General features: G+C 67.2%; 13 protein-coding genes. 7 read left to right on the top strand and 6 right to left on the bottom strand.

Annotated features, from left to right (window positions below; all coding sequences use genetic code 11):
• Positions 1-32: 32 nt before the first annotated feature.
• The 3 genes from I4484_RS02030 to prlC all read right to left on the bottom strand — a co-directional run bounded on the left by I4484_RS02030 (position 33) and on the right by prlC (position 4,123).
• A complete protein-coding gene (locus I4484_RS02030; RefSeq protein ID WP_197449390.1) occupies positions 33-1,754 on the bottom strand; it encodes a Na/Pi cotransporter family protein in 1,722 nt (573 codons plus the stop codon).
• A gap of 2 nt (positions 1,755-1,756) precedes the next feature.
• Positions 1,757-2,002 (bottom strand): YheV family putative zinc ribbon protein, encoded by a 246-nt coding sequence (locus I4484_RS02035; protein ID WP_197449391.1) that lies wholly within the window; start codon positions 2,000-2,002, stop codon positions 1,757-1,759.
• A gap of 69 nt (positions 2,003-2,071) precedes the next feature.
• Positions 2,072-4,123: an oligopeptidase A gene (prlC, locus tag I4484_RS02040; RefSeq protein ID WP_197449392.1), complete on the bottom strand. Its 2,052-nt coding sequence runs from the start codon at positions 4,121-4,123 to the stop codon at positions 2,072-2,074.
• Between the two features lie 142 nt (positions 4,124-4,265).
• On the opposite strand from prlC, the gene I4484_RS02045 reads away from it, so the two are divergent.
• The 3 genes from I4484_RS02045 (at position 4,266) to I4484_RS02055 (ending at position 6,976) form a co-directional block, all read left to right on the top strand.
• On the top strand, positions 4,266-5,606 hold the full coding sequence (locus I4484_RS02045) for a sodium-dependent transporter (protein ID WP_197449393.1): 1,341 nt from the start codon (positions 4,266-4,268) through the stop codon (positions 5,604-5,606).
• Positions 5,607-5,645: 39 nt separating this feature from the next.
• A complete protein-coding gene (locus I4484_RS02050; protein ID WP_197449394.1) occupies positions 5,646-6,209 on the top strand; it encodes a gamma carbonic anhydrase family protein in 564 nt (187 codons plus the stop codon).
• 95 nt (positions 6,210-6,304) lie between these two features.
• A complete protein-coding gene (locus tag I4484_RS02055; protein ID WP_197449395.1) occupies positions 6,305-6,976 on the top strand; it encodes a metal-dependent hydrolase in 672 nt (223 codons plus the stop codon).
• On the opposite strand, the gene I4484_RS02060 is transcribed toward I4484_RS02055, so the two are convergent.
• From I4484_RS02060 to I4484_RS02070, 3 genes are read right to left on the bottom strand one after another with little or no spacing between them, the layout of a single operon-like run.
• Positions 6,952-8,334, bottom strand: a complete 1,383-nt coding sequence (locus I4484_RS02060; protein WP_197449396.1) for a sigma-54 dependent transcriptional regulator — start codon at positions 8,332-8,334, stop codon at positions 6,952-6,954. The two genes, I4484_RS02055 and I4484_RS02060, sit on opposite strands and share 25 nt — an antisense overlap.
• On the bottom strand, positions 8,327-10,243 hold the full coding sequence (locus I4484_RS02065) for an ATP-binding protein (protein ID WP_234283648.1): 1,917 nt from the start codon (positions 10,241-10,243) through the stop codon (positions 8,327-8,329). The genes I4484_RS02060 and I4484_RS02065 overlap by 8 nt, the downstream gene beginning before the upstream one ends.
• Before the next feature lie 11 nt (positions 10,244-10,254).
• Positions 10,255-11,028, bottom strand: coding sequence for a GntR family transcriptional regulator (locus I4484_RS02070; RefSeq protein WP_197449397.1), 774 nt, complete (start codon positions 11,026-11,028; stop codon positions 10,255-10,257).
• Positions 11,029-11,343: 315 nt separating this feature from the next.
• Here I4484_RS02070 and I4484_RS02075 point away from each other — a divergent pair, with 315 nt between their 5' ends.
• From I4484_RS02075 to I4484_RS02090, 4 genes are read left to right on the top strand one after another with little or no spacing between them, the layout of a single operon-like run.
• Positions 11,344-12,099 (top strand): (Fe-S)-binding protein, encoded by a 756-nt coding sequence (locus I4484_RS02075; RefSeq protein ID WP_197449398.1) that lies wholly within the window; start codon positions 11,344-11,346, stop codon positions 12,097-12,099.
• Positions 12,096-13,559, top strand: a complete 1,464-nt coding sequence (locus I4484_RS02080) for a LutB/LldF family L-lactate oxidation iron-sulfur protein (RefSeq protein ID WP_197449399.1) — start codon at positions 12,096-12,098, stop codon at positions 13,557-13,559. Before I4484_RS02075 ends, I4484_RS02080 begins: the two co-directional genes overlap by 4 nt.
• Complete coding sequence (locus I4484_RS02085) at positions 13,556-14,224, top strand: lactate utilization protein C (RefSeq protein ID WP_197449400.1); 669 nt, start codon at positions 13,556-13,558, stop codon at positions 14,222-14,224. Before I4484_RS02080 ends, I4484_RS02085 begins: the two co-directional genes overlap by 4 nt.
• Positions 14,221-17,103, top strand: a complete 2,883-nt coding sequence (locus I4484_RS02090; protein ID WP_197449401.1) for an FAD-binding and (Fe-S)-binding domain-containing protein — start codon at positions 14,221-14,223, stop codon at positions 17,101-17,103. The genes I4484_RS02085 and I4484_RS02090 overlap by 4 nt, the downstream gene beginning before the upstream one ends.
• Positions 17,104-17,373: the final 270 nt, after the last annotated feature.

Below are 17,373 nucleotides of genomic sequence, written 5' to 3' on the forward strand. Positions count from 1 at the left end.
AACCGCTCACTTCCGAGCGGTTTGCCGGTGGCTCAGGGCGGGGTGGGCTCGGCCAGCGCCGCCGCCAGGCGGCTGGCCTGGTGCAGGTCGTTCATCAGCGACGAGGCGAGCCAAGGGTCGAGGCGGTGTTCGCGCAGCCGCTTGGCCAGCTCGTGCTGCCAGTGGTGACGGACCTCCTCGATGGGGAGGGTGATCGCCAGCCCCTCTTCGCCCTCGGCTAGCCGGTTGAGGCCGTCGGCCACGGCGAGGCGCAGGGCGTCATGCGCTTCGCGCAGCGGACTCGCCGGTGCCGCGTGACGCAGCAGGCTGCGTTGCAGCACTTCACCGAATCGCACTGCTTCCACCATGCGCAGCGAGCGTGCCTGCAAAGCCTCCAATTGGGCCTGCTGGGCGGCGGTGAGCGGGACGTCGATGCGTGCCTGGAAGGCGAGGATCTCGGCCAGCAGTGGCTTGATGCGCTCGTGGTAGCGAGCATTGACGGGGGCCCAGATATCGGGATCGATGCGGGCTTCCACCGCGCTCCGCTGTGGCGGGTGGCCGATGACTTCGGCACTGGGCAGCAGGATGGCCGTGCAAAGCAGGTGGTAGGCCCGGCGATCGAGACGACGGCACTCCTGCTGCATGGCGCTGATGGCGGTATCGGCGTGGTTCAGGGCGGCACTGTCGAGATAGCGCGCCTGGGTCGGCGGCAGCCGGTGCGGCTCGGGGAAGCGGCGCTCGAGCAGATTGGCCAGGCGCGAAAGCCAGGGCAGCATCAGCGCGATTCCCAGCAGGTTGAAGAGAGTATGAAACAGCGCCAGCTTGAGCGGCCAGGCTGACTCGGCCAGCCCCGCCAGCTCGGCGATGGCATCCACCAGCCAGGCCAGTGGCACCAGCAGTACCAGCGCGACCATGGCGGTCGCCAGGTTGAAGATCACATGGGCGCCGGCCAGGCGCCGCGCGGCGGCGCCCGCCGACATGGCGCCCAGCACGGCGGTGACGGTGGTGCCGATATTGGCGCCGATGGCGATGGCCAGTGCCGGCAGGTAGGGCAGCTGGCCCGAGGCCAGTGCGGTCAGGGTGAGCAGCAGCGTGGCATGGCTCGACTGCATCACGACGGTGGCGACGATGCCGGCGAGTACGAACAGCGGCCAGTGCCACAGCCGGCTGCCGACCAGCCCATCCAGGCGCAGGCCATCCTGCCAGTCCTCGAAGCCGAGCTTCATGAAGTCGATGCCGAGGAACAGCAGGCCGATGCCCAGCAGCAGCCCGGCGATACCGGCCGAGGCGCCGCTCAACCGATAGCGGCCGAGCAGGCCGAGGGCGAGCAGCGGCATGGCGTAATGGGCCAGGTCGAAGCGCAGGCCGAACGTGGCGATCAGCCAGGCGCCGGTGGTGGTGCCCAGGTTGGCGCCGAACAGCAGCGCGATGGCGCCTGGCAGGGCGATCAGGCCGGCGCTGACGAAGGACATTGCCAGCAGCGTGACCAGCGAGCTGGACTGGACCAGGGCGGTGGCCAGCGCACCGACGCCGATGGCGCGCGCAGGGTGGCACGTGGCGGCATGCAGCCAGCGGTCGAGGGTGCCGCCGGAGAGTCGCTTGACGGCATCTTCCAGCCAGGTCATACCCCACAGGAACAGGCCCAGGCCGGCGACCAGGGTGGCGAGGTCGGGGCGTGACAGCAGCAGGGCGGCCGCTGCCGCCAGGCCGAACAGCTCCAGACGCTGCCGCCTGCCCTGGCGAGCTGCGTCGCCGGGGGTCGCCTCGCCCGTCAAGCTCAGCGGCTCCCGGGGTCGAGGATCCTTACGGTCTGGATGGCATTGCGCTGCTGCTCCTCGCGCTCGCGATTGACGCGGGTCTCCAGCTCGGCAGCCGTGTCGTCCTCGATGGCTGCCTGCTCGAAGAAGTCGCAGCTGACGCAATCACGATAGCGCACGCCGTGCTGTTCCCAGGCGCGGATTCGGTCCATCTCTCCGCAGCGGGGGCACACGGCGCCGGCGATGAAGCGTTTCTGAACGGCCATGAAAACTCCGTGGGTGTGCCACCGGGCGCGGTGGTCTGGTGCCTACCATACCGCGCCCGGCGATTGCTGTCAGGCGGCGCGAATGCCGCTATGACGCAGCAGTGGCTCGACGCTGGGCTCGCGGCCGCGGAAGGCGCGGAACAGCTCCGCGGCATCGCGGGCGCCGCCCTGCTCGAGGATCTCGTGGCGGAAGCGCCGGCCGGTTTCGGGGTCGAAGATGCCGGCCTCTTCGAAGGCGCTCCAGGCATCGGCGGAGAGGACCTCGGCCCACTTGTAGCTGTAGTAGCCCGCCGCGTAGCCGCCGGCAAAGATGTGGCTGAAGCCGTTCTGGAAACGGTTGAAGTCGGCCCTCGGGACGACCGCTACGGCGTCGCGCACCTCATCGAGCAGGGCCTGTACCTCGGCCGCCGTGGGGGCGCTGAGCTCATGATGCAGGCGCAGGTCGAACAGCGAGAACTCGAGCTGGCGCACCAGGCCCATGGCCGACTGGAAGTTCTTGGCCGCCTGCAGGCGCTCCAGCAGCTCGGCGGGCAGCGCAGCGCCGCTGTCGACGTGGCCGGCGATCAGGTCGAGGCCTTCGCGCTCCCAGCAGTAGTTCTCCATGAACTGGCTGGGCAGCTCCACCGCGTCCCAGGCCACGCCGTTGATGCCGGACACTTCGGCCACGGTCTGCCGGGTCAGCATGTGGTGCAGGCCATGGCCGAACTCATGGAACAGGGTGGTGACTTCGTCGTGGGTCAACAGCGCCGGCCTGTCGCCTACCGGACGGGTGAAGTTGCAGGTCAGGTAGGCTACCGGCAGCTGCAGGCCGCCGTCCTCGCGGCGGCGGCGCACCCGGCACTCGTCCATCCAGGCACCGCCGCGCTTGCCCTCGCGGGCGTAGAGGTCGAGGTAGAAGCCGGCGATCGCTTCGCCGTCCTCGAGGATGCGGAAGTAGCGCACCTCGGGGTGGTAGCGCGGTGCGTCGGTGTCCTCCTCGAAGGCGACGCCGTAGAGCCGCTCGACCACCCGGAACAGGCCGTCGACCACCCGCGGGGCGGGGAAGTAGGGCCGCAGCTGCTCCTGGGAGATGGCGTGGCGCGCCTCGCGCAGCTTTTCGCTGACGTAGCCCACGTCCCACGGCGCCAGTTCGGCGAGGCCGAGAGTCTCGCGCGCATAGGTCTCGAGTTCGGCGAACTCCTCCCGGGCCTGGGGTACTGCGCGGCGGGCCAGGTCCTCGAGGAAGTCCAGCACCTGGCGCGGCGATTCGGCCATCTTGGTGGCCAGCGACAGATCGGCGTAGCTGGCAAAGCCGAGCAGTTCGGCCAGCTCGTGGCGCAGGGCCAGCGTCTCCTCGATGATCGGCGCATTGTCGTACTCGCCGGCACTGGGGCCCTGATCCGAGGCGCGGGTGACGAAGGCGGTGTAGACCTCGCGGCGCAGCTCGCGGTCCTCGGCGAAGGTCAGTACCGGATAGAAGCTGGGGAAATCCAGGGTGATGCGGTACCCCTTGACCCCCTTGGCCTCGGCGTTGGCGGCCAGCGTCGCCAGGGCGCTCTCCGGCAGGCCGGCCAGCCTGGCCGCGTCGCCGATGTCCTTGTGCCACGCCTGGGTGGCATCGAGCAGCTGGTTGGAAAAGGTGTTGGAGAGCTCCGACAGGCGCGCCTTGATCTCGCCATAGCGCGTCTTCTTGTCTCCCGGCAGGTCGACGCCGGCGAGGCGGAAGTCGCGCAGGGTGTTGTCGACGCTGCGACGCTGCGCTTCGTCCAGCTCGGCCCAGGCCGGTCCCTCCTTGAGGGCCTGCCAGGCACGGAACAGCCCCTCGTGCTGGCCGAGCCAGGTGCTGTAGTCGGAGAGCTTGCCCAGGCAGGCCTGGTAGGCCTCGCGCAAGGCCGGGGAGTTCATGGTGCCGTTGAGGTGCGAGACCGGCGACCAGGCCCGGGACAGCCGGTCGTTGAGCGCCTCGAGCGGCGCGGCCAGGCTCGCCCAGGTCGGTGCCTCCCGCTGTGCGCGCTCGACCAAGGCCTCGGTGCCGGTGCGATTGTCGGCGAGCAGCTTGTCGATCGCCGGTACCACGTGCTCCGGCTTGATCTCGGCGAAAGGGGGCAGCTCGTGGGGCTCGAGCAGCGGATTGTGGGGCATGCGCACCTCGGGTTGCAGTGGGCGGATGGACGGATAAGCAGTTAGATGCGGCCGCCGGCGGCGGGTTTCAATCCCGCCGGGGGATTGGTGGCGGCGGGCCGGCCTGATAGGCTTGCGCCTCCACGAAAGTCGAGGTGACGGCATGAACGCAACCCTGGAGCGCTGGAGTACACGGCGAGCCTTCATCCTGGCGGTAACGGGCGCGGCAGTGGGGCTTGGCAATATCTGGCGCTTCCCGTACATCACCGGCGAGAATGGTGGCGCCGCCTTCCTGATGCTCTACGTGCTCTTCGTGCTGCTGCTGGGGCTGCCGGTGATGATGGCGGAGATCCTCATCGGCCGCGCCGGGCGGCGCGCGCCCATGCAGTCGCTGGGGCATCTGGCCGGCCAGGCCGGGGCCAGTCCCTACTGGCGATTGCTGGGGCTGTTCGGCGCGTTCACCGTGTTCTGCATCCTGTCGTTCTACTCCGTGGTCTCGGGCTGGTCCATCGAGTTCCTCATCACGGCGGTCAACGGCGACTTCAACGGGCGCGCTGCCGCTGATATCGCGGCCGGCTTCGAGGCCTTCCTCGGCGACCCGCGCCGCATGACCTTCAACCATACGCTGTTTCTGTTCATGACCATGACGGTGGTCGCGGGGGGCGTCGCCAAGGGGCTGGAGCGCCTCAACAATTTGCTGATGCCGCTGCTCTACCTGTTGCTGTTGCTGCTGGCGGGCTACGCTGCCACCACCGACGGGTTCGGCACGGCGCTGGTCTGGCTGTTCCGGCCGGATTTTTCGGCCATCACCCCGCAGGTGGTGATGCATGCCATGGGGCACGCCTTCTTCACCCTGGCGGTGGGCGCCTGTGCGCTGATGGCCTATGGCGCCTACATGCCGGAGCGCCAGAGCCTGCCTCATGCGGCCGGGGCGGTCGCCGTCCTCGACGTCAGCGTGGCGCTGCTGGCCGGTATCGCCATCTTCTCGGTGGTCTTTTCCCAGGGCATGGACCCGGGCGAGGGGCCGGGGCTGATGTTCGTCACCCTGCCGATTGCCTTCGCCGAGCTGCCCTGGGGGGCGCTCTGGCTCAGCGTGTTCTTCCTGCTGCTGCTGCTGGCGACCTGGACCTCGTCGATCAACCTGGCCGAACCCATGGTGGCTACCCTGCAGGGGTTGGGGTTCGGTCGCGGCAAGGCCGCTGCCCTGGTCGGCGTTGCCGTGTGGCTGGTGGGGCTGCTGTCGGTGCTGTCGTTCTCGACCCTGGCCGAATGGCGCCCGTTGTTCGGGATGAACGCCTTCGACCTGGTCACCACCATTCCCACCGAGATATTCCTGCCGGTAGGCGGGCTGCTGATCGCCACCTTCGCCGCCTGGGTCATGCCGCGCGAGGCAGCCCAGGCGGCCCTGGGTGCCGGTGGGGCGGGCTTTCGCCTGTGGCAAGGGGTGGTACGCTGGATCTCGATTCCGCTGGCGGCGATGGTGCTGTTGGCAGGGCTGTGGTAGACAAGAGGCGCCGGCCACGGGGCCGAACGGGAGGCATGCATGAGTAAGAGCGATTCCATCCGCCACTGGCGTGGCACGCGACCCACCCTGGGGGCCAGGGTCTTCGTCGACCCGGCCAGCGTGGTACTGGGCGACGTGGTGCTGGGTGATGACTGCTCGGTCTGGCCCATGGCGGTGATTCGGGGTGACATGCACCGCATCCGCATCGGGGCGCGCACCAGCGTGCAGGATGGCAGCGTGCTGCACATCACTCACGCCAGCGATTTCAATCCCGAAGGCTTCCCCTTGACCATCGGCGACGAGGTCACCATCGGGCACAAGGCCATCCTGCACGGCTGCACGCTGGGCAACCGTATCCTGGTGGGGATGGGCGCCATCGTCATGGACGGCGCGGTGGTCGAGGACGAGGTGATCATCGCCGCCGGCGCCGTGGTGACGCCGGGCAAGCGTCTCGAAAGCGGCTTCGTCTATGCCGGCAACCCGGCCAAGGCGCTGCGCCCGCTGAAGGACAAGGAGCGTGCCTTCTTCCCCTATACCGCCGGCAACTACGTGAAGCTGAAGGATCAGTATCTGGCCGAGTGTGGCGAGGCACCTGCCGAGTAACGCCACGCCTCCCTTTCCGACGACAAGCCTTTGTTTTTCTGCGCCGGGCAAGTAATAATCTGTTTTTTTATCCAGTTGCTTGGGGTTTGCCCGGCATGGCCGACTTTCGTACCCATCTCAGTGCCGCCGTGGGGGGCGGTGCCCTGCTGGCCGTTGCCGGCTGGCAAGGAGGGCTCTGGTCCCCGGGAGAGGCGCTGCCGCTCGGGGTCTTGACCGCCTTCGGCGGCATCCTGCCCGACATCGACGCCGATCACTCCCACGCCGTGCGCCTGATCTTCAATACCATGGCCGTGATGTCGGTGGTGGTGGGCGTGCTGCTGCTGCATGCCCAGCTCGAGCCAGGGGCGCTGCTGATGGTGTGCGGCGGGCTCTATATCGGGGTGCGTCTCGTGCTCAGTCCGATCTTCAAGCGTTTTTCCGTGCATCGCGGCATCTGGCATTCGCTGCTCGCCGCCGCGCTGTGCGGGCTGGCGACCAGCGCTGTCGGCTATCAGTGGCTAGGCCAGCCGGCCTGGCTCGCCTGGGCCCAAGGGGTGGCGCTGCTGCTGGGGTATTGCATCCACCTGCTGCTCGATGAACTCTACAGCGTGGATCTTACCGGTGCGCGGCTCAAGCGCTCCTTCGGCACCGCTCTCAAGCTGTTCGACTACCGCGCGCCAGGCAACTCGCTGCTCATGCTGCTGATCGCGGCGAGCCTGCTGCCCTGGCTGCCGCCCTTCGCCTCCCTGCAGGCGCTGTGGCTTCAGGGTTCGACCTTCTGGCGGTAGTCCTCGGCCTTGAGTCCGTACTTGCGCAGCTTGTCGTAGAGCGTCTTGCGCGGCAGGCCGAGATGCTCGCAGACCTCGGTGATACGTCCGCGGTGGCTGACCAGCGACTGGCTGATCACGCTCTTCTCGAACAGCTCTACCTGCTGCGGCAGGGCGAGTTCGGCGTTGTCCACCTCGACGCCTTCGAGCAGCACGTCGAGGCGGTGGTCGAAGGCCGAGCCCAGCAGCACGTAGCGCTCGGCCAGGTTGCGCAGCTCGCGCACGTTACCGGGCCAATCATGGGCCATGAGGGTCGAGATGCCGCCGGCGTCCAGCGGAGGGGTCTCCTGTCCGCTGCGGTTGGCGGCGACCACGGCGAAATGCTGGAACAGCAGGGGGATGTCCTCACGCCGCTCGCGCAGCGGCGGGATCGGCAGGGTGACGACGTTGAGCCGGTAGTAGAGGTCTTCACGAAACTCGCCGGCCTCGGCGGCCAGCTTGAGATCGACCTTGGTGGCGGCGATCACGCGAATGTCCAGCGGTACGGCCTCATTGGCGCCGAGACGCTCGACGCAGCGCTCCTGCAGTACCCGCAGCAGCTTGACCTGCAGTGCCAGCGGCATCGATTCGATCTCGTCGAGAAACACGGTGCCGCCGTTGGCATACTCGAACTTGCCGATGCGCCGCTCCACGGCGCCGGTGAAGGCCCCTTTCTCGTGGCCGAACAGCTCCGACTCGATGATGCTTTCCGGCACCGCGCCGCAGTTGATGGCGACGAACGGGTGGCCGCCGCGTGGGCTGCGTTCGTGGATGGCACGTGCCACCAGATCCTTGCCGGTACCGGTCTCGCCGAACAGCAACACGTCGGTTTCCACTTGGGCGATGCGCTGCACCATGGAAGCGAGACGCTGGATGGCGGGGGTGCGTCCCACCAGGCGCGGCCCCGGCGCGGCCTGCTGCGCTTCCAGTTCGGCCTTCAGCTGACGGTTCTCCAGGCTTAGCCGGCGCTTGTCGACACCGCGGCGCACCATCTCGACCAGGCGCTCGCCGGCGAAGGGTTTCTCGAGAAAATCCCAGGCTCCCTCACGCATGGCTTCCACCGCGGTGGAGATGTCGCCGTGGCCGGTGATGAGGATCACCGGCAGGTCGGGGTCGCGCAGGCGTACCTCGCGCAGCAGGGCCATGCCATCCATGCCGGGCATGCGGATGTCGCTGACGATCACGCCGGGAAAATCGGACGTGAGCGTTGCCAGGGCGCTCTCGGCGCTGGCGTGGGGTTCCGGCTGGTAGCCGGCCAGCTCCAGGGTCTGGCCGGCGGTAATGCGCAGGTGGGGTTCGTCGTCGATGATCAGTACCGGAATGGCCGCCGGGTCATGCATGTGAGCGCTGCTCCTGGGTTGGCGATGTCTGGGAGGTGTCGGGACGCTCCTCGCGGGGCAGGGTAATGGTGAAGCGTGCGCCGGCGCCAGGCTGGTTGGCGGCCTCGATGCTGCCTCCCAGGTCGTTGATGATGCGTGCCGAGATCGACAGGCCCAGCCCCAGCCCGCTGCCCGGCGACTTGGTGGTGAAGAAGGGTTCGAAGATGCGCGACAGGTGCGCTTCGGGAATGCCCGGCCCGCTATCGGTGACGCTGATCCGCACCTGTGCCGGCTCGACCTCGACGCTCAGGAAGAGCTTGGGGGCGGGCGACTCCGTCATCGCCTGCAGCGCATTGCCGATCAGGTTGACCAGGACCTGCTCGAGGCGCACCAGATCGGCATGCACCCAGACCTCGTCCTCCCAGCAGCGGATCACCTCGACCTGGCGCAGGCGGTTCTGGTAGAGCCGCAGGGCATACCCGAAGCAGGCCTGCACCGACACCGCCGTCAGCGAGCTTTCGCTCTTGCGCGAGAACTGGCGCAGCTGAGCGCTGATCTCGGCCATGCGCTCGGTCAGCTCGACGACCTGGGCCAGGTTGGCATCGGCGGCCTCCAGGCGCTGACGCTCGAGGAAGGCGCGGGCGTTCTCGGCGTAGGCGCGGATGGCGGCCAGCGGCTGGTTGAGTTCATGATTGATGCCGGCGGCCAGTTGGCCGAGTACGGCCAGCTTGGCGGCCTGAATCAGCTCGTCGCGGGTCTGGCGAAGATTCTCCTCGGCCCGGCGGCGCTCCTCGATCTCGTCGGAAAGCCGGCGGTTGGTCTCCAGCAGGTCGCGGGTACGGTGCTCGACATTGCGCTCCAGCTCGTCTCGTGCGTGAGCCAGGGTCTGGCGTTCGCGCTCGGCGAACAGCTCGCGCTCCCGGCGCAGGCGCAGTCGCTGCCAGCCGATGCCGCCGGCCAGGGTGACCACGCCGTAGAGCCCCCCGGCCAGCGCGGCGGCCAGCCACTGGGCGCTGTAGACCGAGTCCAGCGGCTTGAGGATGTGCATGTCCCAGCCGAACGCCTCCATGTGGCGGGCCAGGCCGAGATAGCGGCTCCCGCTCAAGGGGCCTTGGGTGAACCGCACCAGTTGGCTGCCGTCGTCGCGATCCGCGAAGATTTCGATACCGGAGTGGGCCAAGGGCTCGTCGGCGTAGCGACGGGTAGCCAGCAGCGCTTGGCGCTCCTCCTCGGAGAGTGGATGCAGTGCGGCCATGCGCAGCGCGGGGTGGCTGGCCATGAAGATGATGTCGTCCTCGTCGGTCACCATCAATTCGGCATCCTGCTCGGCCCAGCTCGCCTCGACGGCGTCGAGCAGCACCTTGATCACCATCACGCCGCTGGGGCGAGCGTCGGGAGCGGTGTCATCCAGCCATACTGGGGCCGAGAAGTAGTAGCCGCGCTCGAGTGACTGCACGCCCAGGCCGTAGAAGCGACCGCGCCTGCCCTCGATGGCGTCCTGGTAGTAGCTACGGAAGGCGTAGTTCTGGCCAATGAAGGTATCCGGCCGATGCCAGTTGCTGGCTGCTACGGTATTGGCGTATGCATCCAGCAGGTAGACGTCCGATACATCCGCCGTGGCGCGGAACTGGTCGAGCAACAGGTTGAGCGGCATCGGGTCCTGCTGTCCTCGGTTGAGCAGGAAGCGTCGCACCATTTCGCGCGAGGCCAGCAGTTGCGGCAGGTAGTCATGACGAGTCAGGTGCCCTTCCAGGCCGGCAGCGGAGAGCCGCAGCTCGTTCTCGGCCTCTCGCACCAAGGTCTGCAGGGCTTGCTCGCGCGCCATCTGGGCGGTTTGCCACATGACCACGACCAGGCCCAGCGGCAGCAATAACAACAGCAGCCGACGCAGGGGGAGCGGCAGGCGGGGTGGACGGTGTGGGCCTTTCACGCGGCGGTTCCCTACAGCTGGATTTCCGGCAGCGCCTGGGCGCGCCGCAGCGCGCGCTGAGCGCGGGTCTCGGCGCGCTCCATTTCCAGCAGCTCCTCCTCGACGAATACCAGGTGCTCGTGGGAGCGCGCCCGCGCATCCTCGGCGCGGCCCTCGAGGATGGCATCCAGCAGGGCGCGGTGCTGCTTCATCAGCATCGGCCGCGACTGCGGTTTCTCGAACAGGTGGGCGAGGTTGTCGACGATGCTCTTCTCCAGCAGATGGAAGATGCCGCGGATGGTATGTAGTAGAAGAACGTTGTGTGCGGCCTCGGCAATCGCCAGGTGGAAGGCGGCATCCGCCTTGGCTTCCAGTTCGGGGTCGCGGCCGGCGAAGCACGCCTCCAGTTCCTCGAAGCGCTTGATCAGCATGGCGCGATCGGCCGGCGTGGAGCGCAGGGCGGCATAATAGGCCGAGATGCCCTCCATGGCGTCGCGGAATTCGAGCAGGTCCAGGTGGAACTCCTGGTGCCTGGCCAGCATGTCGAGCAGCGGGTCGCTATAGCCGCTGTTGAGTTCGCGGGTGACGAAGGTGCCGCCGCCCTGGCGGCTGGTCAGCAGGCCGCGGGTCGCCAGCTTCTGAATGGCCTCGCGTAGCGAAGGGCGCGAGACACCGAAACGCTCGGCCAGCTCACGCTCCGGTGGCAGGCGCTGGCCGGGCTTGAGGCTGCCCTCAAGGATCATCGCCTCGAGGCGCTCGGTGATGACGTCGGCCAGCCGCGGCTGGCGCACGTTTTGATAGGTCATGCGAATCTTCCTGAGGAGAGCCGATGCTCACTTAATTGGTCTTACCAATAATGGCCTGAAACAGATCGCCTTGCAAATGGCTTGATCTCATCAGGCCTTCAGCGCAACCAAGGTAAACGCTCTCTTGCGCTGGCGCTTAGACGAAAGTCTATGCAAATCCAGCGCATAAAGCAGGGCTCGGCGTTGACACTGACAATGGAGGGCCCTAAGGTTCAACGACCTTCATGGGTAAATTGGTTTGACCAATTTTCCAGAAGGCTCAAAGCTATAATCAGCAAGACCGCTACTGCCCACGGCCGACAGTGAGGGAGCCTCATGACGCCAGTCAAGCTATACCCACCCAAGCCGGAGAAGGTCTACTTCTTCGGCACCTGCCTGATCGACCTCTTCTATCCCGATGCCGGTCTGGATGGCATACGCTTGCTGGAGCGCGAAGGTATCGAAGTGCTCTTCCCCCAGGACCAGACCTGCTGTGGCCAGCCGGCCTATACGTCTGGCTATCACGACGAGGCGCAGGCGGTGGCGGCGGCGCAGCTCGATCTCTTTCCCGAGCCCTGGCCGATCGTCGTGCCCTCGGGCTCCTGTGGCGGCATGATGCGCACCCATTACCCGCAGCTCTTTGCCGGCACCGAGCATGAGACGCGCGCCAACGAGGTGGCGGGGCGTACCTACGAGCTGACCGAGTTCCTGCTGCATGTCTGCCAGCTCAGGCTCGAGGATCACGGGCAGCCCGAAAAAGTGGCCATGCACACGTCCTGCAGTGCCCGTCGCGAGATGGGCCTGGCCGAGACCGGTCCGGCGCTGCTTGCCCGCATGGGTCAGGTCGAACTGGTGGAGCAGGCCCGCGCCGCCGAGTGCTGCGGCTTCGGCGGCACCTTCGCGGTACGCCACCCCGAAGTCTCCGCGGCCATGGTCGAGGACAAGACCCAGGCGATCGAGGCCACCGGGGCGACGCGTTTCGTGACTTCCGATTGCGGCTGCCTGATGAACATTGCCGGCCGTTTCGAGCATCAGGGCAAGCCTGTCGAGGGCGAGCACATCGCCAGCTACCTGTGGCGGAGGACCTCATGAGCGCTTCCGAAGTACAGACGTTCACTCCCCGCGAGTTCCATCGCCAGGCTCACGATGCCCTGGGCAACCCGCAGATTCGCGCCAACTTTCGCAAGGCGATGGATGGCCTGATGGCCAAGCGACGCGATGTCTTCAGCGACTGGGATCTCGAGACGCTACGCGAGCTCGGTGCCAACATCCGCCTTCGCGCGTTGGCCAAGCTGCCCGACCTGCTCGAGCGGCTCGAAGCCAACTGCCAGGCCAACGGCATTCAGGTGCACTGGGCCGAGAACGGCGACGAGGCGTGCCGCATCATTCGTGGAATCTGCGAGCGCCACGGCGCCAAGGCGGTGATCAAGGGCAAGTCGATGGTCTCCGAGGAGATGCACCTCAACGCCCATCTGGAAGCGGCGGGCATCGAGGCGCTGGAGTCCGATCTCGGCGAATACCTGGTGCAGCTCAACGAGCAGACGCCCTCTCATATCATCATGCCGGCGATCCATCTCAATACCGATGAGATCTCCGACATCATGCATACCAGGACCGGTACCGAGCGGACCCGTGACGTCGACACCATGACCGCCGCCGCGCGCGCCCAACTGCGCGAGCGCTTCATGGCCGCCGATGTCGGCATTTCGGGGGTCAACTTCGCCGTGGCCGAGACCGGCACCCTATGCCTGGTGGAGAACGAGGGCAACGGCCGCATGACCACCGCCGTGCCGCCGGTGCACGTCGCCGTGACCGGCATCGAAAAGGTGGTCGAGCATCTGCGCGATGTGCCGCCGCTCTACGCGCTGCTGACCCGTTCGGCCACCGGCCAGCACGTCACCACCTACTTCAACATGATCAGCTCGCCGCGCAAGCCCGGCGAGCACGACGGGCCGCAGGAGGTCCATCTGGTGTTGGTCGACAGCGGCCGCTCCAATATCTATCAGGATGACGAGCTGCTCGACACCCTGCGCTGCATCCGCTGCGGCGCCTGCATGAACCACTGTCCGGTCTATACCCGGGTGGGCGGCCACACCTACGGCACCACCTATCCCGGCCCCATCGGCAGCATCCTGATGCCGCACATGATGGGCCTGGAGGCGACCAAGGACCTGCCCACCGCCTCGAGCCTGTGCGGCGCCTGCGGCGAGGTGTGTCCGGTCAAGATCCCGATTCCCGACCTGCTGGTGCGCCTGCGTCGCGAGGCGGTGGGCGAGGGGCGCGGCAACGTGCCCGGTGCCGGCGTCAAGCGGACGAAGAAGGAAGTGGCGGCGTGGAAAGGCTTTCAGTGGCTGGCCACGCACCCCGGGGTCTGGCGCAGCAGCACGGCCATCGCCGGCAAGCTGCAGGCGCTGATGCCCTCGAAGCTGGGGCCTTGGACCGAATACCGCACCGCGCCCAAGCCGGCCAAGGTTTCACTGCATGCCTTGGTCAAACAGCACAAGGCCAAGCGCCATCAGGCAGAAAAGGCCGACGGGGAGGAACGCTCATGAGCGCCCGCGACAATATCCTCAAGCGCCTGCGCGAACGCACCGACGGCCCGCTGACGGCGCCGCAGAGCGACTTCGCCGTGGTCACCGGGCGCGGCTGGGATCATGCAGAGCGGCTGACGCGCTTCGAGCGCTGGATCACCTCCGTGCATGGCGAGGTGATCCACACGTCACGCGATGACTGGACCAAGGCACTTGCCGAGCTGCTCGAGGCCAAGGGCATTCGCCGCCTGGCCCTGGGGCGGGAGCACCCCGTGGCCGCCGAGGCGCGCGCCGCCCTGGCCGAAGGCGAGGTCTCCCTGGTCGATGCCGACCGCGACATCGAGACCTGGCGGCACGAGCAGTTCCACGATACCGATGCCGGCCTGACCTCCACCCGTGGCGCCATCGCCGAGACCGGCAGCCTGTGGCTGTGGCCGACCCCCGACGAGCCGCGCCTGCTGAGCCTGGTGCCGCCGATCCACATCGCCGTGCTCGATGCCGACACCGTCGAGGACACCTTCTTCGACGTGGTCGAAGCCCACGGCTGGGCCGGCGGCATGCCCACCAATGCGCTGCTGATCTCGGGGCCGAGCAAGACCGCCGACATCGAACAGACCCTGGCCTATGGCGTCCACGGCCCGCGCGAGCTGGTGGTGCTGCTGCGCCACGCCGAGGAGCGCCCATGACCGCCGCAACGAAGGCGCCTGCTGCCGACAGCTGGCGTGAGCTCAAGCAGGAACTGCTCAAGATCATGCCCGCCGAGCGGCTGATCGACGATCCGCTGCGCACCCTGGCCTACGGCACCGACGCCAGCTTCTACCGGCTCATCCCCAAGCTGGTGGTGCGTCCCGCCGACGAGGATGAGCTGATGGCGGTGCTGGCCGGCTGTCGCCGGCGCGGCCTTCCGGTTACCTTTCGCGCCGCCGGCACCTCGCTCTCGGGGCAGGCCGTCACCGACTCGGTACTGATCCAGCTGCGCGAGGGCTGGCGCGGCCACGAGATTCTGGATGGTGGCCGAGCGATCCGCCTGCAGCCCGGCGTCATCGGCGCCCGGGCCAACCAGCTGCTGACTCCCTTCGGACGCAAGATCGGCCCCGACCCGGCCTCGATCAACAGCTGCATGGTGGGTGGGATCGCCGCCAACAACGCCTCGGGCATGTGCTGCGGCACGGCGCAGAACAGCTACCGTACGGTGCGCGACATGCGCGTGATCCTGGCCGACGGCACCCGCCTGGATACCGCCGACCCGGCCAGCCGCGAGGCGTTTCGGCGCAGCCATGCCGAACTCGTCGAAGGGCTCGAACGGCTTTCCGCCGAGACCCGGGCCAATACGGCGTTGGCGGAAAAGATCCGCCACAAGTACCGGCTCAAGAACACTACCGGTTACGCGCTCAACAGCCTGATCGACTTCGACGACGGCATCGAGATACTCAAGCACCTGATGATCGGCTCCGAGGGCACGCTCGGCTTCATCAGCACCATCACCTACGACACCGTCATCGACGAGCCGCACAAGGCCGCGGCGCTGGTCTTCCTGCCCGACATGGCCACCACCTGCCGCGCCACCATCGCGCTCAAGCCTGCGCCGGTTTCGGCGGTGGAGCTGATGGACCGCGCTGCCTTGCGCTCGGTAGAGAACAATCCCGGCATGCCCGAGGGGCTCAGGCGCCTGCCCGAAGGGGCTGCGGCGCTGCTGATCGACGTGCGCGGCCATGACGAAGCGGAACTTCAGGCACGGCTCGAGGCGGTGCAGGCGATCTTCGAGGGCATTCATACCCTGGAGCCGGTCACCTTCACCCGTGAAAAAGGCCTCTACGAACTCTACTGGAAGATCCGCAAGGGTCTTTTCCCTGCCGTGGGGGCGGTGCGCGACACCGGCACCACGGTGATCATCGAGGACGTCGCCTTCCCCATCGAGCGCCTCGACGAGGGTGTGCTGGCGCTGACCGACGCCTTCCATCGTCACGGCTACTCCGAGGCGATCCTGTTCGGCCACGCCCTGGAGGGCAACCTGCACTTCGTCTTCCCTCAGGGCTTCGAGAAGCCCGGCGAGGTGGAGCGCTACCAGGCGCTGATGAACGAGGTGGCGCAGCTGGTCGGCGTCGAATACGGCGGTTCGCTCAAGGCCGAGCACGGCACCGGGCGCAACATGGCGCCCTACGTCGAATTGGAGTGGGGCCCCGAAGCCTATGCGCTGATGTGGCAGATCAAGGCATTGTTCGACCCGGAGAATCTGCTCAATCCGGACGTCATCCTCAGCCGCAACCCGACCCTGCACCTGGAGAACCTCAAGCCGCTGCCGGCGGCCGATCCCATCGTCGACAAGTGCATCGAGTGCGGCTTCTGCGAGCACGTCTGTCCCTCGCGGGATCTCACTCTCACACCGCGGCAGCGCATCGTCGCCGCCCGCGAGATGGCCAGGCTCGAGGCGCTGGGCCCAAGCCTCGACAGCGAAGAAGCCGAACGCCTCGAGCAGTTGCGCGAGGACTATCGCTACGCCGGCGACGAGACCTGTGCCGTCGACGGCCTATGTGCCACCCAGTGCCCGGTGGGCATCAACACCGGCGAGCTGATCCGTGAGATGCGCCGCGAACGCCTGGCGCCGTATGCCGATACGGCGCATCGTGTTGGGCGCCATTTCTCCGGCACCACGCGCCTGGCGCGGGGCATGCTCCACCTGGCCGGTGTCGGCCGCGCCGTGCTCGGCGAGCGAGGCCTCTCCAAGGTCAGCGGGGCCATTACCCAAGCCAGCGGCGGCAAGGTGCCCCAGTGGATACCCACCCTGCCCAGGGCAGCGTCGATTCGCGTGCTGGACCGAAAGCGGACTAGTGACAGCGTGCGAGACAAGGTGGTCTACTTTCCATCCTGCGCCACGCGTGTCTTCGGCGCCGGGCATGGCGACAGCGAGAGCCGTTCGATCATGGAGATCACGCTCTCCCTGCTGGAGAAGGCCGGCTTCGAGGTGATCGTACCCGAAATGCCGGGGCACCTATGCTGCGGCATGGCGTTCCAGTCGAAGGGTCAGTTCGAGGAGGCGACGCACAAGGCGCGCGAGCTCAACCGCGAGCTGCTGGTGGCCAGCCAGAACGGCCGCTACCCGATCCTCAGTGACACCAGTCCCTGCGTGCTGCATATGCAGGGGCGGCTGGACGAGCGGTTAACGGTGCAGGAACCGGTGGCCTTCGCTCACGATCACCTGCTGCCGCGGCTCGACGTCACGCCGCTCGACGAGCGCGTGGCCGTGCACGTGACCTGCTCAAGCACGCACATGGGCCTGGGCGAGCGCATGGTGGCCCTGGCAAGGGCCTGCGCCCGTGAAGTCGTGGTGCCGGCCGAGATCACCTGCTGCGGCTTCGCCGGCGACAAGGGGCTGATCACGCCGGAACTCAATGCCTCGGCCCTGAAAGGGTTGGCCGAGCAGGTGGGCGAATGCGATGCGGGGTATTCCAATTCGCGCACCTGCGAGATCGGTCTGTCGCTGCATGGCGGCATCCCGTATCGTTCGATCCTGTCTTTGCTCGATCGTGCCAGCCGCGAGCACAGGGAAGCGGTCGAGACAGCCTGAATCCTCCACAGCTGCTCGCGAGCGAGCGGCTGTGGATAAGTCTGTATGTCATGTGCCTGGAATTTTTCTCTCCAAAGGCCTTGCGAGCGCCCCGGGGAATGCGTAAAGTACGCATCCGCTGCCGGCGACGGGCAACGTAGCCAGCGGTGGGAGGAGTGGTAAGTGGTTGTCATGCTTTGAATTTTTTCGGCTCGCTTCGCAAGATTCGCGCTTGACGCCCGCGGTGGATTCGGTAGAATGCGCCCCACTCGAAGGCAAGTCCGTAAGCGG

This window comes from Halomonas sp. SS10-MC5 (assembly GCF_015992245.1).
In the GTDB taxonomy this organism is placed as follows: Bacteria; Pseudomonadota; Gammaproteobacteria; order Pseudomonadales; family Halomonadaceae; genus Halomonas; species Halomonas sulfidoxydans.

Bases quoted from the DNA above. Each gene is read 5' to 3' on its own strand.
- I4484_RS02090 (WP_197449401.1), top strand. From the start codon at position 14,221: ATGACCGCCGCAACGAAGGCGCCTGCTGCCGACAGCTGGCGTGAGCTC.
- I4484_RS02080 (WP_197449399.1), top strand. From the start codon at position 12,096: ATGAGCGCTTCCGAAGTACAGACGTTCACTCCCCGCGAGTTCCATCGC.
- prlC (WP_197449392.1), bottom strand. From the start codon at position 4,123: ATGCCCCACAATCCGCTGCTCGAGCCCCACGAGCTGCCCCCTTTCGCC.
- I4484_RS02075 (WP_197449398.1), top strand. From the start codon at position 11,344: ATGACGCCAGTCAAGCTATACCCACCCAAGCCGGAGAAGGTCTACTTC.
- I4484_RS02045 (WP_197449393.1), top strand. From the start codon at position 4,266: ATGAACGCAACCCTGGAGCGCTGGAGTACACGGCGAGCCTTCATCCTG.
- I4484_RS02085 (WP_197449400.1), top strand. From the start codon at position 13,556: ATGAGCGCCCGCGACAATATCCTCAAGCGCCTGCGCGAACGCACCGAC.
- I4484_RS02070 (WP_197449397.1), bottom strand. From the start codon at position 11,028: ATGACCTATCAAAACGTGCGCCAGCCGCGGCTGGCCGACGTCATCACC.
- I4484_RS02035 (WP_197449391.1), bottom strand. From the start codon at position 2,002: ATGGCCGTTCAGAAACGCTTCATCGCCGGCGCCGTGTGCCCCCGCTGC.
- I4484_RS02060 (WP_197449396.1), bottom strand. From the start codon at position 8,334: ATGCATGACCCGGCGGCCATTCCGGTACTGATCATCGACGACGAACCC.
- I4484_RS02055 (WP_197449395.1), top strand. From the start codon at position 6,305: ATGGCCGACTTTCGTACCCATCTCAGTGCCGCCGTGGGGGGCGGTGCC.
- I4484_RS02050 (WP_197449394.1), top strand. From the start codon at position 5,646: ATGAGTAAGAGCGATTCCATCCGCCACTGGCGTGGCACGCGACCCACC.